The organism is Ferrimonas aestuarii, assembly GCF_005116665.1.
In the GTDB taxonomy this organism is placed as follows: Bacteria; Pseudomonadota; Gammaproteobacteria; order Enterobacterales; family Shewanellaceae; genus Ferrimonas; species Ferrimonas aestuarii.
Genome location: NZ_SWCJ01000004.1, coordinates 277,609 through 293,926, shown reverse-complemented (window position 1 = coordinate 293,926; position 16,318 = coordinate 277,609). Strand labels below are relative to the sequence as shown.

Below are 16,318 nucleotides of genomic sequence, written 5' to 3'. Positions count from 1 at the left end.
CATTGGACCAATAGCAGGAAGGTCGACTATGTCATTCAAACCGTTCAACCCACCCGCCCGCACCCTGATGGGACCAGGACCATCGGACGTTCACCCTCAGGTACTGCAGGCCCTCGGCAAACCCACCGTAGGTCATTTAGATCCTAGCTTCATCGGCATGATGGATGAGGTGAAATCCCTACTGCAGTACGCATTCCAAACTCAGAATGAGTTCACCATTGCCGTTTCTGCCCCAGGCAGCGCGGGCATGGAGACCTGTTTCGTCAATCTGATGGAGCCCGGTGAGAAGGTGATTGTATGTCGCAATGGGGTGTTTGGTGAGCGGATGCGCCAGAATGTGGAACGCCTAGGTGGCGAAGCCATTGTGGTGGATGATGCCTGGGGGACGCCGGTGAGCGTGGAGAAGGTTGAAGCGGCCTTAAAAGCTCACCCAGATGCCAGTATTTTGGCCTTTGTGCACGCAGAGACCTCCACTGGGGCACTGTCTGACGCTAAGGCCCTGTGTGCTTTAGCGCAGCAATATGATTGTTTGTCGATCGTGGATGCGGTGACCTCGTTAGGTGGGGTGGAACTGCGGGTTGATGATTGGGGCATCGATGCCATCTACTCTGGTAGCCAAAAATGCCTCTCCTGTGTGCCGGGCATCTCACCGGTCTCCTTCAGCCCGAAAGCGGTGGCGAAACTCAAGGCCCGTCAGGCTCCGGTGTCTAGCTGGTTCTTGGATCAAACCTTGGTGATGGGCTATTGGAGCGGCGAGGGGAAACGAAGCTATCACCATACCGCGCCGGTAAACAGCTTGTATGCTTTGCATGAATCCCTGCGCCTGCTGCATGATGAGGGGCTGGAAAACGCGTGGGCGCGCCATGCTGCCATGCACCAGAAGCTTAAGGCGGGTTTGGAGCAGATGGGCTTAAGCTTTGTGGTGGATGAGGCCCACCGCCTGCCGCAACTGAATGCGGTCTACATCCCTGACGGGGTGAATGACGCCGAGGTGCGCAGCCAACTGTTGAATCGCTTTAATTTGGAGATCGGCGCTGGACTGGGCGATCTGGCAGGCAAAGCGTGGCGCATCGGCCTGATGGGCTACGCTGCTCGAGAAGAGAACGTTACTCTATGCTTAGGGGCGCTCAACGAAGTGCTAAATTGATTACAAGCATTGAATAGAGAAGCCGAGCTTAGCTCGGCTTTTTTGTCGGATGACGATCGAGTTACTGATTGTGAAGCTCTAGCCATTGGCAGGTGTGCTCTAGGGCTTTGCGTCGCATGGGGTCGTCTTCGATGAACAGCTCGTGACGGCCCCCTAGGATCACCTCTTTGGTGATGGCGGCGCTGAGGTTGCAGACGCGATCCATGGCGCGGTTGCACACCACCTGTTCCAGTTCCCCTTGCAGCACCAGAGTCGGCACTTGAAGCTGGTCGACCTCATGGCGCAGAGCATCCATCGCCTTGAAGGATTGTTGCAGCCACTGGCAGCTGGGTTCGCCCAATTGCAGCTCTGGCTGATTGCGATACAGCGCTAGGCTTGCTTCGTAGCGCTCTGGGCTGGAGCTGTAAGGGTTGCCCTCAAAAGGGTCTTCCACGTAATCGTGTCCGGTGGGTACGTAACCGGCGCGGCCGCGCCACTGATGAGTGCGGGTTAGCAGTTCCACCACAGGAGATAGCAGCCACTGAGGCGCGGGTAGGGTGATGCCATACATGGGGGCACTTAATACTGCGGCGCTGACTCGATGAACCCTGGTTTGTAGATAGCGAGTGCTGATGGCACCGCCCATGGAGTGGGCTACAAGGAACAGTTTGCCGACTTGTTGTGGTGTGACGATCTGATCGATGAAGCTGGCCATGTCATCCACGTAGAAGTTGAAGTCCTCCACATGTCCCATGTGGGAACCTGGCACCAGTCGTTTGGCCAACCCCTGGCCTCGATGATCCCAGCTAAACAGGTTCCAGCCTTGTTGGAAAAGCTCCTCCAACAGTTCCTGATACTTAAGGTAGGTTTCGCAGCGGCCAGTGCACAGCACCAAGGTGCCCTTGGGGTTGTCCTGCTTAAAGTAGACATAGGGCAGAGTGACGTCACCCACTCCGGTAAACTCACCTTGGGTCGCTTGCTGCCAAAATGAGGTGGTGGCCGTTGCCGCTTGAATCATGGTCTTTCCTTACTTCTGTTTCGCTTTGTGGTGCGCCTCCCAAGCCGCCAGTTGCTCTGGTGTGGCTGGGGTTTGATGTTGACGCTTCCACTCCTCATAGGGTTGGCCATAGATCCGTTCACGAGCCTGATCGTAATCGATGCTTTCACCCCGACTGTCCGCCTCTGCCAAGTACCATTTTGCCAGACAGTTACGGCAGAAGTCCGCCAAAATCATCAGATCGATGTTTTGCACCTCTTTGTGGCTATCCAGATGATTAAGTAAACGGCGAAATGTGGCGGCTTCAACCTCGATTTCAGTTTGTTTATCCATGGCTTAACTCCTTATAACTGACAAAAAGCGACACTGTAACTGTTCGGTTTTGACAGTGACTATAGTAGCAACTGTGGGTAAAGTGATACGAATCAGAAGTTTGCTAAGAGCAATCGATATCATGAAGTTTGAACATTTTGGCGATGCCTCAGGCAGCGATCGTGAACTGATTTTCTGCCACGCCAATGGGTTTCCGCCATCGACCTACAGTCAGCTATTTGAGGCACTGGGGGGACGCATTAATGGGGCGCTGCTTAAACCCCTGACGGTACCGGTGACTGAAGCGGACAGCCATGCTTGGTGGAGTATTGCTGAGGAGTTGGTTGCGTATCTGGATGGCTGCGATGAACCGCAGATTTTGGTGGGGCACTCATTGGGCGCGGTGGTTTCCTGCTTAACGGCTATTCAGCGACCGGAGAAAGTCAAAGCTTTGGTGTTGCTGGACCCCGTGTTTCTTGCCAGTCGCTTAGTTGGTGCGATCCGTTTGTTGCCAAAGCGGTTCCGTAAGCGTCAGGTGTTGGTGGCTAAGACTCTGGGGCGGCCTAATCGGTTTTCGGATCATCAAGCGGCCTTCGAGTTTCACCGCGGCAAACGGGCCTACGCAGGGATGGATGATTCCGCTCTGAATGATTACATTCAGGCTGCTTTTGTTACTGAAGCGAACAGCAGTGATGTGGTGCTGCGTTACAGCCGTGAGTGGGAAGCGCACATCTACCAGACGCCGCCGTGGATCTGGCCTAGATTGCGCAATCTTAAGGTGCCGACGCTGTGTCTCCGTGGTGCTAAATCGCAAACCCTGACAAAGGCCGCCTTTGAGCGGTTAGGCCGACTCAGTGCCCATGCCACCTTGATTGAGTTGGACGACTGCGGTCACCTGCTTCCCATGGAGCGACCGCAGGCAGTCGCCGATACCATCAATGACTGGTTAAGGGATCAGAAATAGAAAAAACGGGCGATCAGCGCCCGTTTTATCTTTGGTAGTGGACGGGATTACGCCTGACTGGCAATCCACTGGCGCACTTGTCGCTCCAACTGAGCCAGCGGCACCGAGCCGTTCTTGAGGATGGCGCTGTGGAATCCGCGAATATCAAATTTGTCCCCCAGTTGCTGCTCCGCTTCACTGCGTAAGCGCAATATGGTGAGTTCCCCCATTTTGTAGGACAGCGCTTGCCCTGGCCAGGAGATGTAGCGGTCGATCTCTGTGTTGACGTTGTGTAGCGACAGGGCGGTGTTGCTGGCCATAAAGTCGATGGCTTGCTGGCGGCTCCAACCTTTGGCGTGCAAGCCGGTATCCACCACTAGGCGACAGGCTCGCCACATCTCATAGCTCAAACGGCCAAAGTTGGCGTAGGCGTCTTTGTAATAGCCCCCTTCCACCCCCAGTTTTTCGGAATACAGACCCCAGCCTTCACCAAAGGCACTGATGTAGTGGTAGCGGCGCAGCGGATGCACTTCGCCCAGCTCCTGAGTCAGGGCAATTTGCAGATGATGGCCAGGCACTGCTTCGTGCAGAGTCAGAGCAGGAAGCGCATAAAGAGGGCGTTTGTCTAAGGCGTAGGTATTCACCCAATAATAACCGGGCTGATGTTCGCCACTGGGGCCTGAATAGCGGCCAGTGGTGTATTTGGGCGCGATCTCCGCCGGTACCGCCATTACGCCATAGGGAGTGCGAGGAAGGGTATCGAAGAATTTTGGCAACATGGCGTCAGCCTGTTTGGCCAGCCAAGCGGCTGCCTTGAGCAGCTCTTCAGGGGTGTTGGCGTAGAACTGTGGGTCGGTGCGTAGAAAGTGGAGGAAGTCGGCGAAGCTGCCTTCAAACTCGAGATCGGTGATGATCTGCTCCATCTCGGCACGAATCCGCTTTACCTCTTGTTGGCCCAACTGATGCACCTCATCGGCGGTCATCGGCAAGGTAACAAAGTGACTAACGCGGTTGTTATAGAACGCCATTCCCTCTGGTAGGTATTGGGCACCAACTTGAGTGGTGGCGTTGGGGCGGTATTCGTTCACAAAGAAGTCGAAGAACTTAAGGTAGGCGGGCAACACCTGTTGCTGCACTGCACTGAGGCCTTGTGCCTGTATTTGGGCAATTTGTTGGTCGCTGAATTCGCCGCCAAGTTTGGTAAAGGGTTTGTAGTAGCTACTTTGAGTCGCGTCTTCTGGCAGATAAGCACTGATCGATTGTTCAAAGCCTTCCAGTACCACTTGGGGCTGAGTGTAGCCTTCAGCCAATCCTTGGCGCATCCAATGGATCTGTTGGTCAAACAGTCTAGGCAACTGACTCAAGCGGCTTAGGTAGGCGTCTACGTCGCGTTGATTGGACAGGGTGACTTGGCTGATGCTGCTGATGTAGTTGTGAAAGCCACCCTCTGCATTTAACGGCATGTAGTGGGTTTTGAATCGATAGCTGTCGGTGCGATTTTCAAGAATGCCGGTCACGATGGCCAGGTTGACCTGATCATCTGCACTTAAGCTGTCGACATCAATGGCTTTGGCCCGTTCAAGCAGTGCTAGGTTGACCTGTTGATGCTGAGCCAAGGTCTGCGGAGAGTAATCGGCCAGTTGGCTTCGGGCGGAGTCGTCACCAAAGCGAGCGGCCATCTGTGGTGAGGCGTTCAGTTGTTGCTGCCAGGTGTCATCCATCAGTTGCTGCAGTGGTGACTGTGGTTCCGGTGTACTGGCGCAGCCGGCACAGACTGCAATCAGTGCACTGGCGATCCAAGTTCTGATCATCTCATATCCCTTTTTTGTTTATTGTTTTATCCTAAGTTCGCGACCAAGGAAGGCGGCTGAACAATATACTAAATACAACCTTGGGCTGTGTTAATGGCTGTTAACACCCCTTTACTAAAAAAGCCGACTGATGATTGATAATTCCTTAGTAGTAACTGATCTGCACCGCCATCTTGATGGCTCGGTACGACCGCAAACCGTGTTGGAGCTGGCTCGCCAGTTCAATGTTCCACTGCCTGCCTATGACATGCCCACTCTTCGCCCCTATCTGCAGGTGATTGATCGCTGCCCTTCAGTAGAAGCCTTGCTGGCCAAGCTGGACTATCAAGTGGCGGTGTTAGGTGATCTGGATGCCGTACGCCGAGTGGCCTATGAGAATGCCATGGACGTGGCTGATAACGGCATCGACTACGCCGAATTGCGCTTCTCGCCGGCCTACATGGCTGGCCCCCATAAACTGCCGATGGCTGGAGTGGTGGAAGCGGTGATTGATGGCGTTCAAGCAGGGGCTCGCGATCGTGACATCATGATTAACCTTATCGGAATCCTGTGCCGTGGTGATGGTCAAGAGGCTTGCCGCCGTGAACTGGATGCCATTTTGGCGCAGAAATCGCAGTTTGTTGCCTGTGATCTGGCGGGCGATGAAGAGGGCTTCCCTGGGGATCTTTACGTTGACCACTTTAAACGGGTGCGAGATGCCGGCTTGAACGTCACCATTCACGCCGGTGAGCCAGGGCCGACGAGCTCGATCTTGCAGGCGGTGCGAGAGCTGGGTGCGACCCGAATTGGACACGCTACTCGAGCTCCAGAAGATCCTAAGTTGATGGATTTCCTTCGTGATCAGGGTATTGGGGTTGAGTCCTGCCCAACCTCTAACGTGCATGCCAATACTGTTGCTGATTACCCCCAGCATCCGGTGAAGCTGTTTTTGGAGCATGGCATTAAGGCTTGCCTGAATACCGATGATCCTGGGGTATCTGCCAATTCGATTCCATTTGAATACAAGATGGCCAAAGAGGGCATTGGTTTGAGCGATGCCCAGTTGCTGCAGCTGCAGAAAAATGGTTTGGAGCTGGCGTTTGTGTCGGACGGTGTTCGCCAAGAACTGGCAGCCAAAAAAGCGGCCAAAGTTCAAAACTAAACGGAACGGAAATGAAAAAGGGTTGCCCATCGGCAACCCTTTTTTATGCTCAAACCGGGATTAGATGACCCGGGAGAACTGCTGCTGGCGGGCTTTGTCACGCAAGTAGCGGTCAAAGCACATGCAGATGTTGCGGATCAGCAGGCGACCTTGAGCGGTCACTTCGATGCGGTCTTCGGTTAGGACGACCAGATCATCTTCGATGAACGGCTTCAGCAGCTTTTCATCTTCAGCAAAGTAGTCGTTGAAGTTGATGTCCCACTGCGACTCAATGGCTTTCTTATCCAGTTTGAAGTGGCAGATCAGTTGCTTGATCACTTCACGGCGGATGAAGTCATCGGTCTCCAAACCACAGCCTTTGATCATTGCATGGCCATTGTCGTCCATCGCCTGATAGTAATCTTTCAGGTCAACAGCGTTTTGGGCGTAGGACTTGCCAATGTTGGAGATGGCAGAGGCACCCAGACCCAGTAGGTCTGCATCTGGCTGAGTGGTGTAGCCCTGGAAGTTACGGTGCAGCTGGCCGGCGTTTTGTAGGCGTGACAGCTCGTCATCAGGCTTGGCAAAGTGATCCATGCCGATGAACTGGTAACCGTAGTCCACCAAGGTATTGATGGAGTTTTCCAGAATCTTCAGCTTCATTGGCGCGCTTGGCAGATTCTCATCTTTGATCTTACGCTGCGCTGCAAAGCGGTGCGGCAGGTGAGCGTAGTTGAACACGCTCAAACGATCCGGATCCAGATCGCGAACACGCTCTAGTGTTTTGGCGAAGCTCTCTGGAGTCTGGAATGGCAGGCCGTAGATCAGGTCGATGTTGGTGGAGCCAAAACCCAGTTCGCGGGCACGGTTTATCAGATCAAAGATAAACTGCTCATCTTGCTCACGGTTTACGGCAACCTGAACTTTTTTATTGAAGTCCTGAACGCCCACAGAGATACGGTTAAAGCCAACCTCTTTTAGCACTTCCAAAGTGTCCAGCTCGATCTCGCGAGGATCCACTTCGATGGCAAATTCGCCTTCGTCAGCGAAGTTGAATTTCTCTTTCAGCAGTGACGTCAGTCGGCGGATCTGATCGTGGCTAAGGAAGGTTGGTGTGCCGCCACCCCAGTGCATCTGGGTAACGGTGTAATCCTTAAACAGTTCGGCGCGCGCGTTGATTTCACGCTCAAGGTAATCCAGATACTGGTCTGCCTTATGAGCATGACGAGTAATGATCTTATTACAGCCACAGTAGTAGCACAGCTTGTGGCAGAACGGGATGTGGATGTAGAGGGACAAGTTGCGCTTGTCGGACTCAACAATGGCTTCCTTAAACTGCGCATCGGTGTATTCCTTGTGGAACTCGATGGCGGTTGGATAGGAGGTGTAGCGCGGGCCGCTGTAATTATATTTTTCGATTAGGGCCTGGTTCCAGCTTATCTTTTCCTGCACTGCGATCTTCTCCGGCGGTGTCTATTTGGGCTGTGGGCCTGTTACCTTGGTGGCGTGAACCACCCTTAGGTAGCCTAGTTTATAGCGTTTGCTATCACAATGGGTGCATTATGCACACTTTGTTGCATCTTGCCTTTGATCCGTGACTCAAATTCAAGGATGTTTGAGCAGATTAGTTCACGAATCTCCCACCTCTCATGGGGCGTTCTGAATCTCTCGGCTAGCAAGGAGTGCTAAATGAAAACCACAATACTCGGCATTGGTTCCCTGCTGCTTTGCAGCAATGTGATGGCTGCCACAGTGTTTCACGTAGGCAAGTTAATTGATGGGATCAGTGACGGTCCACGGGCCAAAATGACTGTGGTGGTGGAAGAGGGGCGCATTGTGAAGGTGGCCCCGGGCTACCTGAAAACAAGCGATGGCGATACCCTAGTCAATCTGAAAGACAAAACCCTACTGCCGGGTTTTATCGACATGCATGTGCATCTGGCGTACACCCCCAGTCGCCAATCCTATATGGAACCTTTCACCTTAGATCCCACTGATCACGCGCTTCGGGGTGCCCTCTTCGCTAAGCAGACCTTGGAAGCGGGGTTTACGACGGTGCGTGATTTGGGGGATGCGGGGAATTCGGTGATTGCTCTGCGTAATGCCATCGACAAAGGTTACCTACCTGGACCGCGCATCTTTGCCGCTGGCACGGCATTGGCAACCACTGGTGGCCATGCGGATCCCACTAATGGTCGAAATCAGGCTTTGCGTCAGGATCCTGGTCCTAAGCAAGGGGTGATCAACAATCCGGAAGATGCCTTTAAGGCGGTACGTCAGCGTTATAAAGATGGCTCGGATGTGATTAAGTTGACCGCCACAGGCGGAGTATTGTCGGTGGCCAAAAGCGGTGACAATCCACAATTTCGTGATGAAGAGCTAAAGGCGGTGGTGGCGGCGGCCAAAGATTATGGCTTTAAAGTGGCGGTGCACGCCCATGGCAAAGAGGGGATGCGCCGCGCCATTGAGGCTGGGGTGAATTCCATTGAGCATGGCACCTATATGGATGACGCGTTATACCCACTGATGAAACAGCATGGAACTTGGTATGTACCCACGCTAACGGCGGGGGCTTACGTGGCGGAGATGGCGGCCATTGAGGGATTCTATCCGGAGGTAGTGCGGCCTAAGGCAGCGAGAATTGGCCCTAAAATTATCAATACTTTTGGTAAGGCTTATGCTGCTGGCGTTCCCATCGCCTTTGGTACCGATGCCGGAGTTTTCCCCCACGGAGACAATGCTCGGGAGTTTGCGTTGATGGTTAAGGCAGGCATGCCAGAGATGGAAGCGATCAAAAGTGCCACGGTTAATGCCGCAACGCTGTTGGGGGCAGAAGATCAGTTGGGCAGCATCAGTGAGGGCCGTTATGCCGACATGGTGGTGGTCGAAGGCGACCCACTAGAGAACATCGCTGTGCTCGAGCAACCTTTTCAGGTCTATAAGGGTGGCAGCGTGGTTTACCAATTTTAAGTGGCGATAAATACAACAACGCCCAGCGGTGCTGGGCGTTGTCTGGCTCTAGGTCGAAATCGTTTGTCGCAGAGCAGAAGCCGTTCGTCAGCCCCTAGTCTTTGTATTGATCCAACAGATCGCTACCGGACTCAAACTGCTCCATCAGATCCACCTCGGCGTCTTTGGCTTGAGGCTCCTCTTCCTCTTCTACTTCGATACCCAGCTGCTGCATGAGCGCTTCGATGCGATCCAGCTGAGTGTCTAGCCATTGCTGCTCGGCCGCTTCGAGAGTTTCTCCCTGCTCAAGGCGATCCAGCAGTGCCAGTAGACGTGGGTTGTCTTCCAGTTGTTGCAACTCGACTTCTGGAGCCAGCTTCTTAGGTTTGGCGACTTCGGCAGTGGGTTTGGTTACTGGCACTTCTAAAGAGATCGGCTTCTTGCTGCCAACCCGTGGGTCTTTGACCACCTTGGCACCAGTTTGAATCTGCTTGGCCTTTTTGCCCTCGTTTTGACGAGAGCCGGCAGACTTGCCTTTGCTACTCTTACGCTTGCCTTCTACGCCGTTGCCTTTTTCGGTTCGGCTTAGGGCGCGTGGGCCGTTCGAGTTAATTTTGCGGGATTTCTTTTGTCTCGTCATGGGTCCTGCCTCCAGTTAGGGCGGCGTTTATACCAGATTACGCCGATTTTTGCAGCAAGATAACGTCGTTACCGATAAATTCTATCTGCAGGTTGTCCTGTTCAGCTAAGTACCTAAAGGTTAGGCGGCTGAAAAAGCTGACGTGAGTCGGGTCGTTCTTATAGTGCCAGTTGGCAAAGGCATCCACGTCTTTCACTAGCTTGGTCATCAACCCTAAAGTGCCACCGGGCTTCACTAGGCTAAGCAGCAGTTGCCACTCCCGGCTTGGGCGATAGAAGTGCTCGATGGCTTCGGTGCAGGTGACGAAGTCGTACTGCTGGCGCAGTGGTTGGCGATCTGGGAAGAAATAAGGGTCGTAGACCGCCATCTGATGCCCTTGCTCTTGGCACATCAAAGACAAGGTTGGGCCAGGGCCGCAGCCGAAATCCAGCCCTTGAGAGTTAGGCTGGACGCGTTTTAACAGCGGCGTTGCTAAGCGGCCGAGGAACTTACGGTAGCCCATGTCTGCTGGGTTGTTTTGATGTTGATCGTATTGCTGCTTCTCTGCATTAGGTGGTAGTAAAGAGTTGGGATCAGCAAACACCAGATGGCAGCGATTGCATTGGAAATAGTGCCGTTTTTTGTCCTGATGGTAGTGAGGGGTGTCTGAGTGGTGACAAAGCGGACAGGGCATCGTATTTCCTAGTGTTGGGTCAGGTGCCTAGTATATGGTTTTTGAGAAAACAACAAAATATAAAAAAGGCAGCAGAGGTTGGCTCTGCTGCCTTGCAACAAGGTGTCTTAAGACACTCTCTCATTCGGGTATTCAGGCAATCCTTACCTGCGATGTGACTATCCCGGTCTAGTTCCGTCTTTTTGTTAATGCTTCCGTGCGGACTTTCTCGTTGTCGGTCATTCCTGACGCTTTCTTGGTCTTCCTGTGGTTTTCCTTAACAATCAACGTCGAGCTTCCTGTTCGACTGACATCTTCCTGATGCTAGGTAACCATCCTTGTTAATCCCTAAGTAGTTAGGTCCAAGCTCTCCGGCTTGTTTATTCCAGGGAAGAGCAGCTAAGTCCGTTGTTACTTTGCTAACTCGAAGCTCAGAAGCTTGGTTAACGTCCCCCCTTTGGATGCCCACTACTTTACGGAGTTTGATTTGGATCGCAACTTTTTTTTCCCAATCTGTTATGACCGGAAGTGATTGTTAACAAATTAAGGTGTTGTTTTATCGAGGCTTGAGCATATTTCGAAGGTGAAGAATCTCACTTTGGACTACAGCAGCAATGGTCAATGTCTTACACGGGATTGGCAGAAAGTCGCTAAGGTTCCTTTGGCGAGTTACATTGAATTGTAGACATAAAAAAGGCGAGCCGAGGCTCGCCTAGTGATTATCTCTTAAAAGCGCTGTTATTTTAGGCTAGAGATATAGTCTGACAGCAAAGCGATGTCGTCATCAGACAGCGGTTTAGCAACACCAGACATCATGCCATTCATGTCGTTAGCACGAGCGCCCGAGCGGAACTTTTCAAGCTGAGACTTGAGGTACTCAGGGTGTTGACCATGAAGGGCTGGGTAACCAGCGAGGTTCATGCCTTCACCGTTAACGCCGTGACAGGCAACACAGGCGGTGATGCCACGGTTAGCATCACCACTCATGTAGAGTTTCTTGCCAGCGGCTGCGGTGGTAGCATCGATGGTTTTTCCGGCGCTAACCTTCTGTTCAGCGTAGAAAGCAGACACGTCTGCCATCTGCTGTTCAGTCAGCGTCATGACCATGCCAGCCATGATGGGATCGTTACGGCCCTGTTTGCCGCCAGTCATGGCGCCCTGCTTAAACTCTTTCAGCTGCTTTTCTAGGTATCCGGCGTGTTGGCCAGCCAGTTTGGGGTAAAGGTTAACTAGGCTGTTGCCATCCATTCCATGACAGGCTAGGCAGGTAGTGGAGGCAACCTGCCTACCGGCTTCAGCGTCACCTTGAGCCTGAACAGTACAGCTAACAGCGGCGAGCACAGACAGTGCGAGTGCGAATTTTTTCATGTGGTTCCAACTTATTATTTGCTTGGCTTGTTCTTTCCCTGTCCAGCCTCGCCACGTGATAGAATGTATGGAGAGGCTCGCAGGTCGCATTTTACACTAATTCGTCTTTAGATCTAAATAATTAGCTTTTTGTGACTGCACGCAATGTTTTTTAGTTATACCGATCTGACTCAATATTGGTTCACGAATTCGACACCATGCGATGGCTACAAGCTGCTGGCATGGGGTTATCGTATTGATGAACGTGGCCTAACTGAGATTGGTAATGAATCTGTTGGAGAGAGTAGGTGACCGACACTCAAATCGATTTTCGTCGTGCCAAGTATTTAACCAGTGCCCCAGACATCAGCTTTCTGCCTGCTGATGTGGGTGTGGAAGTGGCATTTGCCGGTCGTTCTAATGCCGGTAAATCCAGCGCCCTAAATACCATGACGGATCAGAAAGGGTTAGCGCGTACGTCAAAGACCCCGGGCCGCACTCAGATGATCAACCTGTTCGAGGTCGCTGAAGGTCGCCGTTTGGTGGATCTGCCTGGATACGGTTTCGCTCAAGTGCCATTGGAGATGAAGAAAAAGTGGCAGAAAGCGTTGGCAGAGTATCTGGAGAAACGTCAATGCTTGCAGGGCTTGGTGGTATTGATGGATTGTCGTCATCCCTTGAAAGATCTGGATGTAAACATGATCCGTTGGGGCATCGCGGCCGATCTACCAGTATTGGTGCTGCTAACTAAGGCTGACAAGCTGAAACAGAATGTTAAGCAAAAGACCCTGCGTGATGTGAAGGCTGAGGTGAAGGATTTCGGTGGCGACATCACCGTGCAGCTCTTTTCATCTCTGAAAGGCACTGGTCGTGGCGAAGCGATTCGCATCATTAGCGGTTGGTTGACTGCCGAAGATGAGCTTGAGCTGGAAGCGGAATAGTTTCCCAGAGCGAATTAGCTATATAGAAAGACGATCGCTGCGGCGGTCGTTTTTTTTGGCCTGATGAGCGCAGATGAAAAAACGCCGATGATGAAAGCCATCATCGGCATGTAAAAAGCTAGTTTTTGGGGAGAAGCTTTTTCAACGATAACAAGACGAGAATCACCAAGACGAGGTCTGTTAATGATTCCACAACCAAATCATAACGCCGATCGGGTTTTAGTTAAAGCATTTGCTCTAGGAAAATTGCACAAAAAAACAGTGCATTTTTTGTCGGTGAAAGAAAGATTCTGAGATTCAGGCAGAAAAAAACCCCGATGATCGAAATCATCGGGGCGCCATATATTTTGGCTGACCAACTAAGTGGTCAAATAAGGTTTGTTAAGATAGAACATCTTACCTCTGTACCCTACGGAATGAAGCATAGCCAACCGAATTTGGCAGTGAAAGGCAAAATGCGCGTCCTTTGCGTGTTTTGTGATCAAGATCGCTCTTATACATGGCAAACCAAAACATTTGATCAAATAACTACATAAAAATCGGTTATCTGACCAATTCACCAGCAACGGCAAAAGCCAAAAACCTCGCCATTGCTAGGGTGAATTTAGTTTGCCATCGGCCGAATGCCGTTTAGTGGGCCTCATCCCAGTTATCGCCCAGACCCCAATCGGCGATCAGAGCCACATCCAGATCGGCAGCACCTTCCATCAGAGCGCACAATTTTTGCTGATGCGTCTCGGCAGAGTCAGCCTTAACTTCGAACACCAGTTCATCGTGTACCTGCATCAACAGTTTGATGTCGTCTTCCGATTGCTGTTGAAGATAACCGGCAACGGCAATCATGGCGCGTTTGATGATGTCGGCGGCACTACCCTGCATCGGTGCGTTAATGGCGGTGCGTTCTGCCGCTTGCTGACGCATCTTATTGCGAGCGTTGATGTCGGGTAGCTGCAAGCGGCGCCCAAATAGCGTTTCCACATATTGGTTATCGTGAGCTTGCTTACGAGTATCTTCCATGTAGGTTTTAACGCCAGGATAACGGTCGAAGTAGACATCGATGTAACTCTGGGCTTCACCGCGAGCAATCCCCAACTGTTTGGCTAAACCAAAGGCAGACATGCCGTAGATTAGGCCAAAGTTGACAGCCTTAGCACGGCGACGCTGCTCACTGGTTACCGCATCGAAATCGACACCAAATACCTCGGCGGCGGTGGCGCGGTGAACGTCTTTGCCTTGGGCAAAGGCGTCGAGCAGACCCTTATCTTGAGATAGGTGCGCCATGATTCGCAGTTCAATTTGGGAGTAATCGATGGCCAGTAGTTTGTACCCTTGCGGCGCAATAAAGGCCTGACGAATGCGGCGACCCTGTTCGCTACGAATTGGAATGTTCTGCAGGTTAGGATCCGAGCTAGAGAGACGACCCGTAGCGGTTACCGCCTGATGGTAGCTGGTGTGTACTCGACCGGTTTCTTGAACCAGTAGTGGCAGCTTATCGGTGTAGGTGCTCTTCAGTTTGGCCAGGCTGCGATGCTCTAGAATCAATTTTGGCAGCGGGTAGTCTTGAGCCAAGTCCTGCAACACCTCTTCCGCCGTCGAAGGGGCACCCTTTGGTGTCTTTTTCAGAACTGGGTAACCCAGAACGTCAAACAGAATGCGCTGTAATTGCTTGGTGGAGGAGAGGTTAAAGCTTTCGCCCGCCAGATCGTGAGCCTGCTGCTCAAGGGCATCGAGAATGTTAGCAATCTCGCTACTTTGCTGGTGCAAACGATCACTATCCAGCAGGACGCCGTGGCGTTCAATCTTCGACAAAATCGGCACCAGTGGCATCTCAATGTCGGTGAATACCTGATGGCAGCCGCTAAGCTCTTTAAGTTTTGGTAACAGGTGTTGATGCAGCTGCAGGGTGATCACCGCATCTTCGGCGGCATAAGGTGCTGCCTCTTCGATGGCAATTTGATTGAAGGTTTTCTGTTTAGCGCCTTTGCCAGCAATATCTTCAAAATGAACGGTTTTATGGCTTAGATATTTAAGGGCCAAATCGTCCATGTTGTGCTTGGTACCGGTGCTGTTAAAGCAGTAAGACTCCAGCATGGTATCAAACTCAATGCCTTTGAGTTCGATGTCATAGCGAGCCAGTACCGACATATCGTATTTTAGGTTTTGGCCCACTTTGGCACGATTGGCATCTTCCAGCAGTGGTTTAATTTGAGCCAATACGGTGTCGCGATCCAGCTGTTGCGGTGCCCCCTCGTAGTCGTGCGCCAATGGAACATAAGCCCCTTTATCCGCATCCACAGCGAAGCTGATGCCGACGATCTCGGCCTTCATGTAGTCGAGGCTGGTAGTCTCGGTATCAAAGGCGAACAGTTCTGCTTGGCTGAGTTTGGCTAGCCATTGTTGCCATTGGGCGTCGGTGAGAATGGTTTCTGTCTCAAACTGCGCTGCTTTCGCAGGGGCTTCGCTGGATTCGGCATCGGCGGCAGGTGCCGAATTGCCATCTAAAAGCTCCGCCAACCAGCGTTTGAACTCCATCTTGCCGTACAGGGCCAGCAGTGCGTCTTTGTCTGGGCTAATAACTTTGAGATCCTGAATGCTCTCTTTCAGCTCCACATCCAGCTTAATGGTGGCCAGCAAGTAGGAGAGGCGGGCTTCCTCTTCATTGTCACGCAGCTTTTTCGGCATGGTTTTGGAGCCGCGGAAGCCCAGTTCTACCACCGCATCCGGATCGCCATAAATGGCATCTAGGCCGCCAATACCTTGCAGCATCGCCAGAGCGGTTTTCTCTCCCACTCCCGGAAGTCCAGGAATGTTGTCGACTTTGTCGCCCATCATCGCCAGTAGGTCGATGATAAGCTCTGGGCCAACGCCAAACTTGTCGACTACGCCTTGAGGGTCGAGAACGGTGTCGGTCATGGTGTTGATCAGGGTGATGTTGTCGGTCACCAACTGAGCCATATCTTTATCACCGGTGCTGATCACCACTTTGTGACCTTCCGCTTCGGCGCGCATGGCCAAGGTGCCGATGACGTCATCCGCTTCCACGCCCTCAACCATAATCAGTGGTAAGCCCATGGCTTTGATGATGTCATGGACTGGCTGTATCTGAATACGCAGATCGTCAGGCATGGAGGGTCGCTGAGCCTTGTACTCCGGATAGATATCGTCACGGAAGGTTTTGCCTTTGGCGTCGAAAACCACGGCCATATGGCTCGGGTTAAATTGACGCACCAAGCTGCGCAACATATTGACGACCCCATAAACCGCTCCAGTGGGTTCACCGGCGGAGTTGGTCAAATGTGGTGGCGCATGAAAGGCGCGATAAAGATAGGAAGAACCGTCGACAAGAACGAGAGGATTTTCAGGTAGCTGAGCCATGCTGATCTAATGATTGTGAAAGATGGCTCAAGAATGCCACGGCAAGGCGAATATAGCCAGTTTAGCCGCTGCTCTCCACAGAGTTATCAACAGCAAAATTGGCTA

Annotated in this window: 13 protein-coding genes; 5 read left to right on the top strand and 8 right to left on the bottom strand. The window is 52.3% G+C overall.

Going from position 1 to position 16,318, the window contains the following annotated elements; all coding sequences use genetic code 11:
• The first annotated feature begins 28 nt into the window (after positions 1-28).
• Positions 29-1,147 carry a pyridoxal-phosphate-dependent aminotransferase family protein gene (locus FCL42_RS08280; RefSeq protein WP_136862930.1) on the top strand — a complete coding sequence of 373 codons (1,119 nt, stop codon included), beginning with the start codon at positions 29-31 and terminating at the stop codon, positions 1,145-1,147.
• 61 nt (positions 1,148-1,208) lie between these two features.
• Here FCL42_RS08280 and FCL42_RS08275 read toward each other — a convergent pair whose 3' ends face one another.
• Both FCL42_RS08275 and FCL42_RS08270 read right to left on the bottom strand, forming a co-directional pair.
• Positions 1,209-2,144, bottom strand: coding sequence for an alpha/beta fold hydrolase (locus FCL42_RS08275; protein ID WP_136862929.1), 936 nt, complete (start codon positions 2,142-2,144; stop codon positions 1,209-1,211).
• A gap of 9 nt (positions 2,145-2,153) precedes the next feature.
• Positions 2,154-2,456, bottom strand: coding sequence for a DUF1244 domain-containing protein (locus tag FCL42_RS08270; RefSeq protein WP_136862928.1), 303 nt, complete (start codon positions 2,454-2,456; stop codon positions 2,154-2,156).
• A gap of 121 nt (positions 2,457-2,577) precedes the next feature.
• Here FCL42_RS08270 and FCL42_RS08265 point away from each other — a divergent pair, with 121 nt between their 5' ends.
• Positions 2,578-3,399, top strand: a complete 822-nt coding sequence (locus FCL42_RS08265; RefSeq protein ID WP_136862927.1) for an alpha/beta fold hydrolase — start codon at positions 2,578-2,580, stop codon at positions 3,397-3,399.
• A 47-nt stretch (positions 3,400-3,446) separates the two neighbouring features.
• Here the strand turns inward: FCL42_RS08265 and FCL42_RS08260 are convergent, their stop codons facing one another.
• Positions 3,447-5,189, bottom strand: a complete 1,743-nt coding sequence (locus tag FCL42_RS08260; protein ID WP_136862926.1) for a DUF885 domain-containing protein — start codon at positions 5,187-5,189, stop codon at positions 3,447-3,449.
• 130 nt (positions 5,190-5,319) lie between these two features.
• On the opposite strand from FCL42_RS08260, the gene add reads away from it, so the two are divergent.
• A complete protein-coding gene (gene add / locus FCL42_RS08255) occupies positions 5,320-6,330 on the top strand; it encodes an adenosine deaminase (RefSeq protein WP_136862925.1) in 1,011 nt (336 codons plus the stop codon).
• A 60-nt stretch (positions 6,331-6,390) separates the two neighbouring features.
• Here add and hemN read toward each other — a convergent pair whose 3' ends face one another.
• On the bottom strand, positions 6,391-7,761 hold the full coding sequence (gene hemN, locus FCL42_RS08250) for an oxygen-independent coproporphyrinogen III oxidase (protein WP_136862924.1): 1,371 nt from the start codon (positions 7,759-7,761) through the stop codon (positions 6,391-6,393).
• A gap of 237 nt (positions 7,762-7,998) precedes the next feature.
• Here hemN and FCL42_RS08245 point away from each other — a divergent pair, with 237 nt between their 5' ends.
• Positions 7,999-9,279 (top strand): metal-dependent hydrolase family protein, encoded by a 1,281-nt coding sequence (locus tag FCL42_RS08245; RefSeq protein WP_136862923.1) that lies wholly within the window; start codon positions 7,999-8,001, stop codon positions 9,277-9,279.
• A gap of 94 nt (positions 9,280-9,373) precedes the next feature.
• Here the strand turns inward: FCL42_RS08245 and yihI are convergent, their stop codons facing one another.
• The 3 genes from yihI to FCL42_RS08230 all read right to left on the bottom strand — a co-directional run bounded on the left by yihI (position 9,374) and on the right by FCL42_RS08230 (position 11,918).
• The gene (gene yihI / locus FCL42_RS08240) at positions 9,374-9,898 is read right to left on the bottom strand and encodes a Der GTPase-activating protein YihI (RefSeq protein WP_136862922.1); all 525 of its coding nucleotides are present in this window, start codon (positions 9,896-9,898) and stop codon (positions 9,374-9,376) included.
• A gap of 37 nt (positions 9,899-9,935) precedes the next feature.
• Entirely contained in the window at positions 9,936-10,571 is a 636-nt protein-coding gene (locus tag FCL42_RS08235) for a class I SAM-dependent methyltransferase (RefSeq protein ID WP_136862921.1), read from the bottom strand.
• Positions 10,572-11,288: 717 nt separating this feature from the next.
• Complete coding sequence (locus tag FCL42_RS08230) at positions 11,289-11,918, bottom strand: c-type cytochrome (protein WP_136862920.1); 630 nt, start codon at positions 11,916-11,918, stop codon at positions 11,289-11,291.
• A 287-nt stretch (positions 11,919-12,205) separates the two neighbouring features.
• Between FCL42_RS08230 and yihA the strand changes: the two genes are divergently transcribed.
• Entirely contained in the window at positions 12,206-12,838 is a 633-nt protein-coding gene (gene yihA, locus FCL42_RS08225) for a ribosome biogenesis GTP-binding protein YihA/YsxC (protein ID WP_136862919.1), read from the top strand.
• 630 nt (positions 12,839-13,468) lie between these two features.
• Here yihA and polA read toward each other — a convergent pair.
• A complete protein-coding gene (gene polA, locus FCL42_RS08220; protein ID WP_136862918.1) occupies positions 13,469-16,213 on the bottom strand; it encodes a DNA polymerase I in 2,745 nt (914 codons plus the stop codon).
• Between the last annotated feature and the right edge of the window lie 105 nt (positions 16,214-16,318).

Bases quoted from the DNA above. Each gene is read 5' to 3' on its own strand.
- FCL42_RS08265 (WP_136862927.1), top strand. From the start codon at position 2,578: ATGAAGTTTGAACATTTTGGCGATGCCTCAGGCAGCGATCGTGAACTG.
- add (WP_136862925.1), top strand. From the start codon at position 5,320: ATGATTGATAATTCCTTAGTAGTAACTGATCTGCACCGCCATCTTGAT.
- FCL42_RS08260 (WP_136862926.1), bottom strand. From the start codon at position 5,189: ATGATCAGAACTTGGATCGCCAGTGCACTGATTGCAGTCTGTGCCGGC.
- FCL42_RS08270 (WP_136862928.1), bottom strand. From the start codon at position 2,456: ATGGATAAACAAACTGAAATCGAGGTTGAAGCCGCCACATTTCGCCGT.
- FCL42_RS08275 (WP_136862929.1), bottom strand. From the start codon at position 2,144: ATGATTCAAGCGGCAACGGCCACCACCTCATTTTGGCAGCAAGCGACC.
- FCL42_RS08245 (WP_136862923.1), top strand. From the start codon at position 7,999: ATGAAAACCACAATACTCGGCATTGGTTCCCTGCTGCTTTGCAGCAAT.
- yihI (WP_136862922.1), bottom strand. From the start codon at position 9,898: ATGACGAGACAAAAGAAATCCCGCAAAATTAACTCGAACGGCCCACGC.
- FCL42_RS08230 (WP_136862920.1), bottom strand. From the start codon at position 11,918: ATGAAAAAATTCGCACTCGCACTGTCTGTGCTCGCCGCTGTTAGCTGT.
- FCL42_RS08235 (WP_136862921.1), bottom strand. From the start codon at position 10,571: ATGCCCTGTCCGCTTTGTCACCACTCAGACACCCCTCACTACCATCAG.
- polA (WP_136862918.1), bottom strand. From the start codon at position 16,213: ATGGCTCAGCTACCTGAAAATCCTCTCGTTCTTGTCGACGGTTCTTCC.
- FCL42_RS08280 (WP_136862930.1), top strand. From the start codon at position 29: ATGTCATTCAAACCGTTCAACCCACCCGCCCGCACCCTGATGGGACCA.